This window comes from Streptomyces sp. NPDC050264 (assembly GCF_040655895.1).
In the GTDB taxonomy this organism is placed as follows: domain Bacteria; phylum Actinomycetota; class Actinomycetes; order Streptomycetales; family Streptomycetaceae; genus Streptomyces.
On record NZ_JBFAKV010000013.1, the window covers coordinates 37,648 to 52,030 of the forward strand.

Consider the following 14,383-nt stretch of genomic DNA (forward strand, 5'->3'; position numbering starts at 1 on the left):
CCGCGGCCCGGAGCAACGGGCTTCCCGGCCTTGTCCGTTCACAGGTGCTTGCGGGACGTGACGCCGAGCTTGCCGAAGATCTTCCGCAGGTGCCATTCGACGGTACGAGGGCTGAGGAAGAGCCGCGCGCCGATCTCGGGGTTGGTGAGCCCTTCACGTGCCAGCCTGACGATCTGCAGTTCTTTTGAGGTCAGGTCGCTCTGCGCGCTGTCGGAGTTCTTCGTGACCGTTTCCCCGAGGGCCGCCAGTTCGAGCGCGGCGCGCTGCGCGAACCCCTGCATGCCCATGGTGTCGAACAGGCCGTGGGCGGTGCGCAGTTGGGCCCGGGCGTCCTGATGGCGTCCGTTCCTGCTCAGCCACTCGCCGTGGACGAGGTGGGCGCGGGCGGACTCCCCGCGCAGCCGGGTACGGCTGAGCGCGTGGAGTGCCTGGTGATAGTGGCGTTCGGCCTGCGCTCCCTCGGTGAGCAGCGCACGCGAACGGGCTTCGATGCCCGACGCCCAGTCGCTGCCGCTCGCTCGGGTCAGCTCGGTGAGGCGGTCCAGCGCGTCGGCCGCTTCTCCGGGGGCTCCGGTCCGGGCGGTGGCCTCGATGTACTCGGCGAGCGCCCATACCGGGATGCCCATCTCCAGTTGGCTGTACTCGCGGGTGGCCATGTCGGCCGCCCGTGCCGCTTCCTCGTACCGCCCGAGACCGTTGTAGAGCAGGGCCCGCGCCCACCGGTCGACCACCGGTCCGACGCCTTCGCCGCGGAGTTCCAGTCCTTCGTCGGCCCGTCGGCTCAGTTCGACGCACTCCGTCTCCCGACCCCGCCACGCGGCGACGAAGAGCGCGCCGTAGATCGGGGCGGCCGTGCCGACGGCCTCGGCGACGGTCTGCACCTCCTCCGCCAGCGAGGCGGCCTCGTCGAGTTCGCCGTCGAGGACGTGCACGACACACCGCATCGTCAGCGCGAAGGGAAGGGCTGTCGCCTGCCCGGCGTCCCGTGCGAGCTTGAGGTGGCGGGCGCTCAGCAAGGACATCGTCTCGTGGTCCCACAGCCCCACGGCGGTCACGCAGATCAGCCACAGCCAGCGCAGCCCCTCCTGCGGGGAGAGGCCCGGCTCGGCGAAGGCGCGCAGTGCGCGCCGCAGGCCGGGAACCGCGGCCGTGTGACCGTCGATGATGCGTACCGCGAGGCCGTCGAGCAGCAGGTCGGTGGGGCGCGGCGGTTGCGGCGCGGGGATCGCGCGGGCCGCGCTGGCCGCTTCGTACTGGCCGTCGTCGTACGCCTGGGGGCCGGCGAAGATCGCCGCGTTGATGACCTCCAGGTAGGTGTCCCGGGCGAGTGCGACATCGTGCGCGGCCAGCCGGCCGCCGGCCCGGAGCAGGAGGCCGGGGGCTTCGCCGCCCCGGTCCGAGGTGAAGGCGATGCGGGCGCGGGCCAGATCCACTTCGCCGCGCCGGCGTTCGTCGAGGGAGCCGTCCTCGGCGAGGGACAGCAGCTTCAGGGCGAGGTCGGGGTTGCCCGATTCGTGGGTCGCCCGTGCGGCGGCCAGTGCCCGGTCGCGGCGGCGGGCGGGGTCGGGGGTCAGCTCCACCGCACGGGCCAGGAGCGCGGCCGTCGCGGCGACTCCGCCCCGCGTCTCCGCCCGTCCTGCCGAGCGTTCGAGTTCGGCCGCGACGTGTTCGTCGGGTCCGGCGGCTCCGTGTGCGGCGTGCCAGGCCCGGCGGTCGGGGTCGGCGGCGGGGTCCGTCACGTCCGCCAACGCGCGGTGCGTGCTGCGCCGTTCGTCGGGCGAGGCCGCCCAGTAGACGGCCGAGCGGACCATGGGGTGGAAGAACCTGACCCGGTCGCCGAGCCTGACGAGGCCGGCTGCCACGGCCTCCCGCGCGGCTTCGGTGCCGAGGCCGAGGCGGTCCACGGCGCGCCAGAGCAACGCCGGGTCGCCGGTGGGTTCCACCGCCGCGGCCAGCAGGAACTCCCGGGCCCTGTTGGGCAGTCCGCCGACTCTGCGTACGTAGGCCCGCTCGATGCGGTCCTCCAGGGGCTGGGCGCTCGGCAGACCGAAGCCGCCGGCCTGGTCGACCGACGCCGCCGTGGTGGGAAGTTCCAGCAGCGCAAGGGGGTTGCCCCGTGATTCGGCGATGATCCGCCCGATCACGCGCTCGTCCCACAGACCGGGGAGCACGGAGCGCAACAAGGTCCGTGCGGCGCGCTCGGACAGCCCCTTGACGAGGAGTTCCGGGAGGCCGACGGGTTCGGTGCCGCCCGGCGGGTCCTCGTCCGGCACGCGGGTCGCGAAGACGAGGGCCACCGACTCGGCGAGCAGCCGCCGCGCAGTGAACGCCAAGGTCTGCATCGAGGCGCGGTCCATCCATTGCGCGTCGTCCACGACACACAACAGGGGCTGGTCACGGGCGACTTCGGAGAGCAGGCCCAGGGCGCCGAGGGAGACCAGGAAGCCGTTGGGAGTGTGTGCCGAGCCCAGTCCCAGAGCTCCGTTGACGGCATCGCGCTGCCCGGGCGGAAGCCGGTCGAGCCGGTCCGTCATGGGTGCGCAGAGCTGATGCAGCCCGGCGTACGGGAGTTCCATCTCCGACTGGACACTGGTGACGCGGGCCACCCGGAATCCTCGCGCCCGGGCCACCGCGTATTCGAGCAGCCGGGTCTTTCCCACTCCCGGTTCGCCGCGGAGCACCAGCACACGGCTCTCCCCGCCGCGCACGGCGTCGAGCAGTCCGTCCAACGTCTCGCATTCACGGCTTCGCCCCGGAACCGGCTCCTGCGTCATCAGCTGGCCGACCCTTCCTTCGGTCCCCACCGCCCGATGGCTACGGCCTGACGGGCGGTCGCTCCGCGCGTGAACCCGATTCAGCGCTCAGGGGCGCTCCGTCCACGCTGGGCACCAGTTGGTGCCGCGGTGCACACACTGCCGCCCGGGTCCTCCGCACGGCGCCCGAGGAACCCCCGGTCCACCCCCGGGTATCACCGGGCGGCCTGGCGTCCCGGGCCGTCAGGCGCCGGACAGCGCGGCGCGCAGCTTGTTCCGCGACTTCACGTCGAGCTTGGTGAACACCTTGCCCAAGTGCCATTCGACCGTGCGAGGGCTGAGGAACAGCTCGGCGCCGATCTCGGAGTTCGTCATTCCGTCGGCGGCGAGCCGGGCGATCTGCCCTTCCTGGGCGGTGAGGGCCTCGCGGTTCAGGTCGGGCAGAGGGCCCGAGCGGGGCCGCACCGTCTCGCCGGTGGCGAGGAGTTCGCGTCGGGCGCGCTCGGCGAAGGCGCTCGCTCCGAAACCCCGCAGCAGGTCGTGAGCGGTGCGCAGATGCTCGCGCGCGTCGACGCGCCGGTTCTCGCGGCGGAGCCACTCGCCGTACACCAGGTGCGTACGGGCGAGGTGGACGGCTATCCGGCTGCGTCCGAGGTGCTCGATGGCCTCGCGGTACAGCCGGTCGGCCGCCGGGCCGTCGCACAGCAGCGCTCTCGACCGGGCCAGGACGCCGAGTGCCCAGTCCGTGCCGCTCGCGCCGGCCCGCTCCTCCAGCCGGCCCAGGGCTGCCGCTGCCGTCTCGGGGGCACCGCTGCGGACGGCCGCCTCGACGAGTTCAGCGAGGGCGAATCCGACGACCGACAAGTCCTCGTGCTCCACGGCCTGTTCGGCGTGGGTCAGCGCGTCCTGGTACTGGCCGAGGCCGTTGTGGAGGACCGTGAGCAAGTAGTGCCCCAGGCCGATCGCCCGCCCCTCGCCCCATGAGATCGCGTCCCCGGCGGCGCTCCGCATCACCTCCGCCGCCTGCTCGTCCTCACCGCGCCAGGCCATGAGCAGCAGCGAGGGGTACGCCATCGGCGAGTGGCCGGTCACCTCCGTGATCGTGGCGGCCTCGTCGATGAGCGTGGAGGCGAGGTCGAAGTCACCGGCGTGCACGGACAGGGCGGCGCGGTAACCGAGCGCCAGGGGAAGGAAGTTGAGGGCGCCGGCCTCGCGGGCCGACCGGACCGCGTGCGTGGTCAGCTCGTGCCACGTCTCGTCGTCCCACATGTCGCCGGCGACCAGCCACGTCAGCCAGAGCCAGCGCATGGCGTCGCCTCCGTCGAGTGCGGCGGCTCGCCTGAACGCCCGCAGCGCGGACCGCAGCAGCGGTGCTCCTTCGACGAAGCCGTCGGCGAACCAGGTCACCAGGCCGTCGAGAAGAAGATCCGTCGGCCGCGGAGGCTGCGCCCCGGGCGGTGCCGTGCGGGCGGCCTCGGCGACCTCCCGCACGCCTGTACGTTCGTGGAGGCGCCCGGCGAACACGGCCGATCCCAGGGCGTCGAGGTAGGCCTCACGCGCCTGGGTCCCGTCGACCCGCGTCAGCCGGCCGGCCGCGTCGAGCAGCAGGGGCAGCGCTTCACCGCCGCGTCTGCGCGCGAACACGATCTGGGCACGCAGCCAGACCAGCCGGGCCTGCTGCACCTCGTCCAGGGGGCTCAGCTGCGCGGCGGCGAGGAGTTCGAGCGCGGCGTCGGGCGACCCCGCCTCGAACGCGGCCTGCGCCGCGGCCGCGGCCCGCGTTCCGCGGCGGGCGGAGTCGGGGGTCAGCTCGGTCGCACGTCTCAGGAACGCGGCCGCCGCCGCGATCCCGCCGCGGGCCTGGGCACGGCCGGCCGACCGCTCCAGTTCGCCCGCGAGCGCCTCGTCGGGGTCGACCGCCGCGTGGGCCCGGTGCCACGCCTGGCGGTCCGAGTCGAAGTCGGGATCGGTCGCCTCGGCCAGCGCGCGGTGCACATCGCGGCGCACCGTCGGGTCGGCCGCGCGATAGGCCGCCGAGCGCACCAGCGGATGGCGGAACCGCACCCTCGTGCCGAACTCGATCAGTCCGGCCGCCTCCACGGCCCCTGCCGCGTCCGCGTCGATGTCGAGCCGTTCGGCCACCCGCCTCAGCAACGGCACATCGCCGACCGGCTCCGAGGCCGCCGCCAGAAGCAGCCGCTGCGCCGCGGCGGGCAGCGACCCGATGCGGCGCAGGTAGCTCTCCTCGATCTGGCTGGCCAGCGGCCGCGCGTCCGGCCGCCCGAACCCGCCGGCCAGCTCCGCCGCGCTCAGCCCTCGCGTCAGCTCCAGCAGCGCCAGCGGGTTGCCGCGGGTCTCGGCGACGATCCGGTCCCGGACGCGTTCGTCCAGCCGCCCCGGGACCACGGATTCCAGCAGCGCCCGCGCATCGTCGTCGTGCAATCCCCGGACCGCGATCTCGGGCAGCGCCCCGAACGCGTCACCGCCCGCGGCAGGCGTCGACGACGTACGCACCGCGAACACCAACGCCACCCGCTCCGCGAGGACTCGGCGCGCGACGAAGGCCAATGTCTGGGCGGAGACCTGGTCGAGCCACTGGGCGTCGTCCACCACGCAGACGAGCGGCTGCTCCTCCGCCGCCTCGGCCAGCAGGCTGAGCACCGCCAGGCCGACCAGGAAGCGATCCGGGGCGCTCCCCGCGCTCAGCCCGAACGCCACGGACAGGGCGGTGCGTTGAGGGCTCGGAATGCGGTCGAGCTTCCCCATCAGGGGCACACACAGCTGGTGCAGCCCGGCGAACGCCAGCTCCATCTCGGACTCGACGCCGACGGCCCGCAGGATCTGACATCCTGCCGCGCTCCCCACGAGGTACTCCACCAACGCGGACTTGCCGACTCCGGCCTCGCCGCGCAGTACACGTACCTGGCCCCGGCCTGTCCGGGCGCCGGCGATCACCTGGTCCAGCGCTCCGCACTCGCCGCGCCGGCCACGCAGCCCGCGCCGAGGAGCGCTGCTCGCCATCCCCCACCACCATGCAGTTCACGGTTCAGACCCTGATCAGCTCGGGCAGTCCCCATCATGCATCAGTATGTGTGGGCTGAACAAACATTCAACGGGCAGCCTCTGACCGTCCTGCTACTGCCGCTCGCCCGACGCCTTCCAGTGTGTCTCGATGGCCACGGCGACCTCGGCGGGCCTTTGCAGCAGCGGCCAATGGTTGCAGTCGAGCCGCACGACGCCGGGGGCGCGCAGGGAGACGGCGAGCTTCTCGCCGAACTCGATCTGACAGGCGGGATCGAGGGCTCCCCAGAACACGAGGCTCGGCGCGCTCACGCGTGCCAGCCCCGGCTCCCACTCCTCGCCCATGGTCACAGCTGAGCGGTAGAGCCTCAGGACGCTGTCCTTCATGGTCTCGTCCACGCGGCTGGCCATCTCCCTGGCGAGGTCGACAGGAACATCGAAGCCGGCCGCCACGTCGTCGGCGAACGCGCCGGGTTCCAGTTCACTCATGAAGCGGTCGCCGTCTGCGGGGTGTTGCCAGGTCTTCGCGAGCGGGTGCCACACATATCCGGCGTTCACCGGCCCGTTGCCACCGGCCCAGGTGCGGACCAGCTCGGGCCGCAGGGAGGCGACGCGCGCCGTGAGGATGCAGCCCCAGTCGTGGCCGACCAGGTCGACCGGTTCACCGACGCGCTCCAGCCGGTCGACGAGCCAGTCGACGTACTCCTCCTTGGCCGACGTGAAGCCCTCCGGCCGTGGCGCGCCGAACCCTGGCAGGTCCCAGGCTTCCACGTCGGTCCGGTGCAGATGGCGGCGTACGCCGTCCCACACGTGGTGGGTGTCGGGGACGCCGTGGATCAGGATCGCGGGCATGAGTCGGGGCCCTTCGTCGGTAGAGGTCGCGCGCAGGGAAGCCGGGCAGGACCACTCCTCCGCGTTCGGCGCCGGGTCCGCTCGGGCTCGCGCACCACATCGTGCCATCGTGTGAACAGTGTGACCACGAGCGCGCACTGCCTGTCCATGTGATGCAGGACACGCGCCTTGCGGTGTCACAAACCGCGGCGCGTCCCGGTCATCAGTGTGAATCAGCACTGGTGGATCAGCACTGCGGCGAGGAGAACACACCATGGACGCACGTCTCGACTACTTCGGCTCTGCGCTCGGGGCCAAGGTTCTGAAGCACATCAATTCGGCGAACAAGGTGCTGTCGGACTCGACGCTGCCGCACACCACGCAGGAACTGGTGAAGATCCGCGCGAGCCAGATCAACGGCTGCGGGTTCTGCACCGACATGCACACCAAGGACGCCGCCCACGCGGGAGAGACCCCGCAGCGCCTCCACCTGGTGGCCGCCTGGCGGGAGGCCACGGTCTTCACCGACGCCGAACGGGCCGCCCTGGAACTGGCGGAGCAGGGCACCCGCATCTCCGACGCCGCCGGCGGGGTCGGCGACGAGGTCTGGGCGAACGCGGCCAAGCACTTCGACGAGGACCAACTGGCCGCGCTGGTCTCCCTGATCGCTGTCATCAACGCCTACAACCGCATCAACGCCATCAACCGGACACCGGCCGGCGGCTACCGGCCCGGCCAGTTCGGCTGAGCCTCCCGCGACCGCCCGTGCAGGCTGCCCCCTTCCGAAGGAACATCATGTCCAGCTTCACAACATTGCATTTCTCCGACCGCGTCGCCGTCGTCACGGGCGCGGGATCCGGCATCGGCCGGGCCACGGCCATCGCCCTCGCGGAGTCGGGCGCGTACGTCCTCGGCGTGGGACGGCGGCAGGGTGCCCTGAAGGAGACCGCCGGCGCCCACCCCAACATCGCGGTCCTGTCGGCCGACGTGTGCGAAGAGGGCGCCGCCCAGAGGATCGTCTCCACCGCCGTGGAACGGTGGGGCCGGCTGGACCTGCTGGTGAACAACGCCGGCGTGGCCGCCCTGATGCCCCTGGCGGAGACGGACCGCACGACGATCACCAACCTGCTCGAACTCCACGTGACAGCACCGAGCCTGCTCGCCCACGCGGCGCTGCCGCACCTGCGGGACACCGCCGGTTCCATCGTCAACATCTCCAGCACCTACGGTCACCGGCCCCTGGCCGGCGGAGCGCACTATGCCGCCGCCAAGAGCGCCCTGGAGCAGCTGACCCGCAGCTGGGCCCTGGAACTCGCCCCCGAGGGGATCCGGGTGAACGCCATCGCCCCCGGCCCCACCGAGACCGACGTCCTGTCCGCGGCGGGTCTCCCCGCGGACACCGTCACCGAGATCCGGACCGGCGAACGCGAGCGCATCCCCACGGGCCGGCTCGGCGACCCCAAGGACATCGCGGACTGGATCCTGCGCGTCTCCGACCCGGGGGGCGCGTACGTCACCGGGCAGATCCTCACCATCGACGGCGGGCTCGAACTCTCCTGACCCGGACGCTGAAAGGACCTGCTCATGCCGTACGTTCTGGACGCCGGCCCGTCGGACGGGGTGGACCCCGACGAATTCGTCCGGGCCGCCGTGCACTGGCACTTCGACCCCGCGACCGGCCGGAGCCCGTGACGGACGGGTCCGGCACCGAGGTGGCGCGGCTCAGCCTCGTGCCGCCGGTCTACGTAAGCAGGGCGTTGGCCGCACTGCGCCGCGCCGAGCCGCCCTCCGAAGCCCACATCGACGTCCAACTCGCCGCGGCAGCAGAGGAGTTCGAGTCCGGCACGGTCAGCGGCCTGGGAGTGCGCGCGTACGAGCATCTGGTCAGCCGTACGTCGGGGACTCCCCTGCGCGTGGTGCGCGCCGCCACCCGGGACACGGCGCGGTTCGTCGCGTCGGCCCGCGCCTCGGCCGACCGGGGCAGACCGCGAGGCGCGGCGTCGGGGCTGCGGGACGGGCCGCACCCTCTCCCGCAGGGCAGCTCGGTAGCGGCGGCCTCATGGGTTGTCCGACACTGTTGAGCAGCTCGTAAGTCGCCGCGTGGATGGGCGGGGCGCGCCTCCCCGCCCCCTCGGCAGAGTTGACCGGACACCATGCCGACCTGTGACACGTGCGGAGGCCGGCGGGAGCAACCGTGAGGTGGTGTCACCACGACGGCGGTCTGCCGGGGCGAACTGCGCCCGCACGGCTTCGTCCCGTTCCGCCGGTTTGTAGCATGGGGACGATCACGCCGGAAGGGGCGACCATGCACGCTGAGGGCGACGCCGACTCTCTCGACCGGGCGACGAAGGACTTCCTCGCCGTACGCCCACAGCTGTTCGGCATCGTCTATCGCGTGCTCGGCAGCGCCGTGGAGGCCGAGGACATCGTCCAGGACGTCTGGCTGCGGTGGCAGAAGACCAACCGTGCGGACGTCCTCGAACCGTCCGCGTTCCTGACGACGATCGCCACACGTCTGGCGATCAACTTCTCCCGGTCCGCTCGGGTACGGCGTGAGTCGTACGTGGGGCCGTGGCTGCCCGAGCCGGTCAACACCACCGTGGACCCGCAGGTGGGCGCGGAGCGGGCCGAGGCCATGGAACTGGCCGTCCTGCTGCTCCTGGAGAAGCTCAACCCGGTGGAACGGGCCGCGTATGTCCTGCGCGAGGCCTTCGAGTATCCCTACCGCAGGATCGCGGAGGTCCTGGAGACCACGGAGGCCAACACACGCCAGCTGGTGAGCCGTGCCCGCAAGCACCTGACCGCGCAGCGCAAGGAACGTGTCGCTCCCGCCGACCACCAGCGTCTGTTGGAGGTGTTCCTGGACGCCGCGCGCAACGGGAACCTGGCGGTGCTCGAACAGGTCCTCGCGACGGACGTCGTCAGCTACTCCGACGGCGGCGGGGCGCGCGGCGCCTCGAAGATCCCGGTCATCGGACGCACGCACGTCTCCCGGTACCTCGTGGCGTTCGCGCCGCGCTTCTGGCCCGAGGCGCAGGTGCGGTGGACGGAGGCCAACGGCCGACCGGCCGTGCTCATCTCCACCGCGGGCACTGCCGTGGCCCTGCTGTCCGTGGACGTTTCCGCGGAGGGCATCGAGCGCATCATGTGGGTCATGAATCCGGCCAAGTTGGCGCCCTACGTCGCTTCGCTGGAGGCCTGAAGCCCCGTAGGTGTCACACGAGCGGGTACTTGTCGGTCAACCAGTCGTCCGGTATCCGGAGTTCGCGTACGAGTGCCGGGCGTCAGCCGGAGCACGTACCACGACAACGCCGGAGTCCACCTGTGACCGAGCGGATCCCGTTGCCCGACCTGTCCACGCAGAAGGACTACGCGGGCACGGCCTTCTCCCCCATCTACACGACCACCGTGACCGTGAACGGCGGGGCCGCCTCGCACGGGCGTGTCTCCGGCAGGGCACGGTCGTCCGACGGGGCCCTCGACATCGACCTGCGCATACCCGGTGAGCTCGGCGGGGAGGGCCGGGCGACCAACCCGGAGCAACTGTTCGCCGCGGGCTTCGCGGCCTGCTTCCACGGCGCGCTGAGCCTGGTGGCGCGGCAGGAGGAATTCGATCCCGCCGACATCTCCGTGGACGCGACCGTCGCCTTCGGCCGCGATCCGGACGACGGCGGCTATCTGCTGCGCGTCGACCTGGTGGTGAACTGGCCGGGGGTGGATCCGGAGATCGCCCCTGCGCTGCTGGAGCAGGCGGACGCGTTGTGTCCGTACGCCAGGATGGCGTGGCGCGGCACCCCGACGACCATCACGTTGGCTCCGTAGGCGCACCCACGACCACTCGTCCGCCGGGACCGGCGCCCGGTCAGGACGGGGGCCACCGGTGCGGATGGCGAACACGGCGATGTCCGGTCGGGCGTAGGTCACCTTCCTCTCCTTCGGCGTCGGCCGGCCGTATGACCACGCACGTGGTGAAGGTGTGACACCACCATGTTTCCGGGTGGCGACGACACCGTCCTCCGCTCGTCCGGAGCGGGGTGTCACAAACCTGCCGGGGACCTGGTCGGAGTCGGTGACGAACCGATCGATCGGAGCAATCGTGGCTGCCACCGAGAAACGGCTGTCCACCATGGTGTGGGTGATCGGCACCGGCGGAGCCGGCCTGCGGGCGGCGATCGAGCCGGCCGAGGCCGGTGTCGACGTCCTCGCCGTCGGCAAGCGCCCCAAGGAGGACGCCCACACCTCGCTCGCGGCGGGCGGCGTCGACGACCTGGAGCGGTTCGGCATGGCCTTCGCCCGCGAGGAGGACGGCCGGTCGGCTGTCACAACCCTCACGACAACTCGGTCTTTATCTAGTGCGGACCGAAACGCGAATCTCCCGAGAGGATTCTCATCATGAAGGTTGTAGTCATCGGCGGTACCGGCCTCATCGGCTCGAAGCTGGTCGCCAAGCTCAACGAGCACGGCCACGAGGCGGTGCCGGCCGCGCCCAACACCGGCGTCAACACGCTCACCGGCGAGGGCCTCGCCGAGGTGCTCGAAGGCGCCGAGGTCGTCGTCGACGTGTCCAACTCCCCCTCGTTCGCGGACGACGACGTGATGGAGTTCTTCCGCACCTCGACGGCCAACCTCCTCAGGGCCGAGGCCGACGCCGGTGTCACCCACCACGTCGCCCTGTCGGTGGTCGGCACCGAGCGTCTGCAGGGGAGCGGCTACTTCCGCGCCAAGCAGGCGCAGGAGGAGCTGATCAAGGCGTCCGGAATCCCCTACTCCATCGTGCACGCCACGCAGTTCTTCGAGTTCATGAAGGGCATCGCCGCCGAGGCCACCGACGGTGACACCGTGCGTCTGGCGCCCGTCAGGATCCGGCCCGTCTACTCGGGCGACGTCGCCGCCGCCGTGGGCCGCACGGCCGTCGGCGCCCCCGTCAAGGGCGTGGTCGAGGTGGCCGGTCCCGACACCTTCCAGCTGGACGAGCTGATCCGGAGGGGTCTCGCCGCGAAGAACGACCCGCGCACCGTGGTGGCCGACCCGCACGCGACGTACTTCGGCACCGAGTTGCGGGAGACCACGCTTCTGCCCGGCCCCGACGCGCACATCGCCGGCACCGGCTTCGCCGACTGGCTCGCCCAGCAGCAGGCGTGAGCTTTCCGCGGCGGCCCTGTGCGCGGGGCCGCCCGGCACGGCCGCTTTCCCTTTCGCCGCACGGAACCCGAACGCCGCGCAATTCCCGGACCTGCCCCGTCCGGAATTCCCTCTCATTCGCCACCCTCCGCACGAGGAAAGCGGCTCACCATGCCCAGAATCAGCCACTCGCATGCGGCTTCTGCCTCCGAATCGCCGCTCGCCGCCGCGCAGTCCCTGGCCGCGGAGGCTGTCGCGCTCCAGGCCCGCATCACCGAACTGCGGGACGCCCTCGCTCTGGTCGACCTGCAGATGTGGTCCGTGACCGACTCCTTGCGCCGGCTCCGGGGCATCGGCGCCGAGTACGTGCCCGCGCGCCCCTCCCCCGGTCCCTGAGCGCCCGTCACGAGCCCGCGTCCAGGCAGCTCTGTGGTCCCGCCCGATCGGTTCGATCGGGCGGGACCACTTCGTTCCATGGCCCCTGGCCCTGCCGGCCGGTCAGCGGACCGCGTGCGCGGCCTCCTCGATGATGCGGGTGACGTCGTGCGGCCGGGAGACGCTCACGGCATGCGACGCCCGGACCTCGGTGGTGTGGGCGTGCGCGCGTTCGGCCATGAAGACCTGGGCCTTCGGCGGGATGTTGAGGTCCTCGGTGGTCACGAGCACCCACGACGGAATGGTCTTCCAGGCCGGCTCGGACGCGCCCTCCTCCAGTGCGGCGCTGGTGACCGGCCGCTGCGTGACGGCCATGACGTCGGTGGTGCTCCTGGACACGTCGGCCGCGAACTGGTGGTGGAACTTGGCCTGTTCGATGTAGAGGTCGGTGCCCTGAGTGCCGTCGGGCAGCGTCGCCGGGACGGGACGGAGGGCTTCGCCGAGGGTGCTGCCGGGGAACTTGCCCGACAGCTCGACCGCGCTCTCGCCCTTGTCCGGCAGGAACGCGGCGATGTAGACCAGCGCCTTGACGTTCGCGGCTCCCTGGGCGGCATCGCTGATGACGGACCCGCCGTAGGAGTGCCCGGCCAGCACCACGGGCCCGTCGATGCCGGCCAGGACGTCCTTCAGGTAGGCGGCGTCGCCGCCGAGCCCGCGCAGCGGGTTGGCCGCGGCCACCACCGGATAGCCCTCCCGCCGCAGCTGTTTCACCACTCCGTTCCAGCTGCTGGAGTCGGCGAACGCGCCATGGACGAGAACGACCGTGGGTTTGTGACCGGGCGGCGGAGAGTCCTTGCCCGCGCTCGCCGGTGCGACCGACGTGGCGAGCAGGGCCGCGGCGACGCCCGCCGTCGCGAGAAGGGAGAGGCGGCCACCGGTGCGTCGGGGCAGCGAGGGTCGATTCATGACAGGTGCCTTTCGGATCAGAGTTCGGGTGCGGCCCGGACAGGGCGGACCGCAGGGCGGGGAATCCCGGGCGGCGCCCGGGTCCGTGCCACGGGCGCCGACGGGGTCTCAGCCCTCGTGCAGAACGGTGCGCAGGGTGTGAACGGCCTGCCGCACCGCGGCCTCGGTGGCCCGGGTGCTCCGCACGGGGTTGAGCATCATGAAGTCGTGCAGGCTGCCGTTGTAGCGAATGCTGGTGGTCGGCACGGCGGCCTGGATCAGCTTGCGGGCGTACGCCTCGCCCTCGTCGCGCAGGACGTCGTTGTCGTCGACGAGCACGAGCGCGGGCGGCAGCCCCCGCAGGTCCTCGACGCGGGCGCGCAACGGTGACGCGGTGATCTCCGCGCGCTGTGCCGGGTCGGTGGTGTAGCAGTCCCAGAACCAGGCCATCGCCTTCGCGGTGAGGTAGGGGCCGTCCGCGAACTCCCGGTAGCTCGCGGTGTCCTGGCCGGCGTCCGTGACGGGGTAGTAGAGCGACTGGTGGACGAAGGTGACGTCGCCTCGTTGCTTGGCCATGAGGGTCAGCGCGGCGGTCATGTTGCCGCCGACGGAGTCGCCGGCCACCGCGAGGCGGGACGCGTCGAGACCTTCCTGGGCCCCCTTCTCCGTGATCCACCGGGCGGTCGCGTACGCCTGCTCGATCGCGACCGGGTACACGGCCTCCGGGGACCGGTCGTACTCGACGAAGACCACGGCGGCCCGTGCGCCGACGGCGAGTTCGCGCACTAGGCGGTCATGGGTTCCGGCGTTGCCGATGACCCAGCCGCCGCCGTGGATGTAGAGCACGACCGGCAGGATGTCCCCGGCGTCGAGCGGCTTGACGATGCGGACCCGGACGTCGCCGGCCTCTGCGGGCACCGTGATCCACTTGTCCTGCACGTCGGGCTTCTCGACGGGGGCGGCCTGCAGGTCGTCGAGGACCTTCCGGGCGCCCTCCGGGCCGAGTTCGTACAGGAAGGGCGGGGTGGCCGTGGCGTCGGCGATCTCCTGGGCGGCGGGTTCGAGGACGGGACGGTTCATGGCGTTGCTCCTCTTCTCAGCTGGATGGTGGGCCGCGTTCACTGTCATGACAGGTGAGCCCTTGAAGGTGTGACATCAAGGGGAGACAGTGTGTTCAGTGCCGCCGCAGGCGGGCCCGCGGCACTGCCGCGACACCGTTCGAGTACCGCGAAGCTGCTGCTGTTGCCGACCGGAAGCGGTGGCCAAAACCCCGCTCCGCCGAGAACCGGCTCCAGAACCGCAACGCCCCGGCGCGGCCAACCGGATGTCACAAGAGC

12 protein-coding genes and 1 pseudogene are annotated in these 14,383 nt (G+C 71.8%); 8 read left to right on the plus strand and 5 right to left on the minus strand.

Going from position 1 to position 14,383, the window contains the following annotated elements:
- Positions 1-38: 38 nt before the first annotated feature.
- The 3 genes from AB0J02_RS23500 to AB0J02_RS23510 form a co-directional block, all read right to left on the minus strand.
- Positions 39-2,774, minus strand: coding sequence for an AAA family ATPase (locus tag AB0J02_RS23500; RefSeq protein WP_363195698.1), 2,736 nt, complete (start codon positions 2,772-2,774; stop codon positions 39-41).
- A gap of 222 nt (positions 2,775-2,996) precedes the next feature.
- Positions 2,997-5,774, minus strand: a complete 2,778-nt coding sequence (locus AB0J02_RS23505; RefSeq protein WP_363195699.1) for an AAA family ATPase — start codon at positions 5,772-5,774, stop codon at positions 2,997-2,999.
- A 114-nt stretch (positions 5,775-5,888) separates the two neighbouring features.
- The gene (locus AB0J02_RS23510; protein ID WP_363195700.1) at positions 5,889-6,626 is read right to left on the minus strand and encodes an alpha/beta hydrolase; all 738 of its coding nucleotides are present in this window, start codon (positions 6,624-6,626) and stop codon (positions 5,889-5,891) included.
- Between the two features lie 253 nt (positions 6,627-6,879).
- Between AB0J02_RS23510 and AB0J02_RS23515 the strand changes: the two genes are divergently transcribed.
- From AB0J02_RS23515 to AB0J02_RS23550, 8 genes and pseudogenes are all read left to right on the plus strand, one after another.
- Complete coding sequence (locus tag AB0J02_RS23515) at positions 6,880-7,353, plus strand: carboxymuconolactone decarboxylase family protein (protein ID WP_363195701.1); 474 nt, start codon at positions 6,880-6,882, stop codon at positions 7,351-7,353.
- Between the two features lie 47 nt (positions 7,354-7,400).
- Positions 7,401-8,165, plus strand: coding sequence for an SDR family oxidoreductase (locus AB0J02_RS23520; RefSeq protein ID WP_363195702.1), 765 nt, complete (start codon positions 7,401-7,403; stop codon positions 8,163-8,165).
- A 128-nt stretch (positions 8,166-8,293) separates the two neighbouring features.
- Positions 8,294-8,686 (plus strand): hypothetical protein, encoded by a 393-nt coding sequence (locus AB0J02_RS23525; RefSeq protein WP_363195703.1) that lies wholly within the window; start codon positions 8,294-8,296, stop codon positions 8,684-8,686.
- Between the two features lie 224 nt (positions 8,687-8,910).
- A complete protein-coding gene (locus AB0J02_RS23530; RefSeq protein WP_363195704.1) occupies positions 8,911-9,807 on the plus strand; it encodes an RNA polymerase sigma-70 factor in 897 nt (298 codons plus the stop codon).
- Positions 9,808-9,929: 122 nt separating this feature from the next.
- Positions 9,930-10,427 carry an Ohr family peroxiredoxin gene (locus AB0J02_RS23535; protein ID WP_363195705.1) on the plus strand — a complete coding sequence of 166 codons (498 nt, stop codon included), beginning with the start codon at positions 9,930-9,932 and terminating at the stop codon, positions 10,425-10,427.
- A 304-nt stretch (positions 10,428-10,731) separates the two neighbouring features.
- A pseudogene (locus AB0J02_RS23540) lies at positions 10,732-10,917 on the plus strand (FAD-binding protein); the annotation flags it as partial.
- 80 nt (positions 10,918-10,997) lie between these two features.
- Positions 10,998-11,747: an SDR family oxidoreductase gene (locus AB0J02_RS23545; protein ID WP_363195706.1), complete on the plus strand. Its 750-nt coding sequence runs from the start codon at positions 10,998-11,000 to the stop codon at positions 11,745-11,747.
- 150 nt (positions 11,748-11,897) lie between these two features.
- A complete protein-coding gene (locus AB0J02_RS23550) occupies positions 11,898-12,122 on the plus strand; it encodes a hypothetical protein (protein ID WP_363195707.1) in 225 nt (74 codons plus the stop codon).
- 102 nt (positions 12,123-12,224) lie between these two features.
- Here AB0J02_RS23550 and AB0J02_RS23555 read toward each other — a convergent pair whose 3' ends face one another.
- Both AB0J02_RS23555 and AB0J02_RS23560 read right to left on the minus strand, forming a co-directional pair.
- A complete protein-coding gene (locus AB0J02_RS23555; RefSeq protein WP_363195708.1) occupies positions 12,225-13,067 on the minus strand; it encodes an alpha/beta hydrolase in 843 nt (280 codons plus the stop codon).
- A 108-nt stretch (positions 13,068-13,175) separates the two neighbouring features.
- Complete coding sequence (locus tag AB0J02_RS23560) at positions 13,176-14,126, minus strand: alpha/beta hydrolase (protein WP_363195709.1); 951 nt, start codon at positions 14,124-14,126, stop codon at positions 13,176-13,178.
- Between the last annotated feature and the right edge of the window lie 257 nt (positions 14,127-14,383).

Coding starts and splice junctions, on each gene's coding strand:
- AB0J02_RS23515 (WP_363195701.1), top strand. CDS start 6,880: ATGGACGCACGTCTCGACTACTTCGGCTCTGCGCTCGGGGCCAAGGTT.
- AB0J02_RS23530 (WP_363195704.1), top strand. CDS start 8,911: ATGCACGCTGAGGGCGACGCCGACTCTCTCGACCGGGCGACGAAGGAC.
- AB0J02_RS23510 (WP_363195700.1), bottom strand. CDS start 6,626: ATGCCCGCGATCCTGATCCACGGCGTCCCCGACACCCACCACGTGTGG.
- AB0J02_RS23520 (WP_363195702.1), top strand. CDS start 7,401: ATGTCCAGCTTCACAACATTGCATTTCTCCGACCGCGTCGCCGTCGTC.
- AB0J02_RS23560 (WP_363195709.1), bottom strand. CDS start 14,126: ATGAACCGTCCCGTCCTCGAACCCGCCGCCCAGGAGATCGCCGACGCC.
- AB0J02_RS23500 (WP_363195698.1), bottom strand. CDS start 2,774: ATGACGCAGGAGCCGGTTCCGGGGCGAAGCCGTGAATGCGAGACGTTG.
- AB0J02_RS23550 (WP_363195707.1), top strand. CDS start 11,898: ATGCCCAGAATCAGCCACTCGCATGCGGCTTCTGCCTCCGAATCGCCG.
- AB0J02_RS23505 (WP_363195699.1), bottom strand. CDS start 5,774: ATGGCGAGCAGCGCTCCTCGGCGCGGGCTGCGTGGCCGGCGCGGCGAG.
- AB0J02_RS23545 (WP_363195706.1), top strand. CDS start 10,998: ATGAAGGTTGTAGTCATCGGCGGTACCGGCCTCATCGGCTCGAAGCTG.
- AB0J02_RS23555 (WP_363195708.1), bottom strand. CDS start 13,067: ATGAATCGACCCTCGCTGCCCCGACGCACCGGTGGCCGCCTCTCCCTT.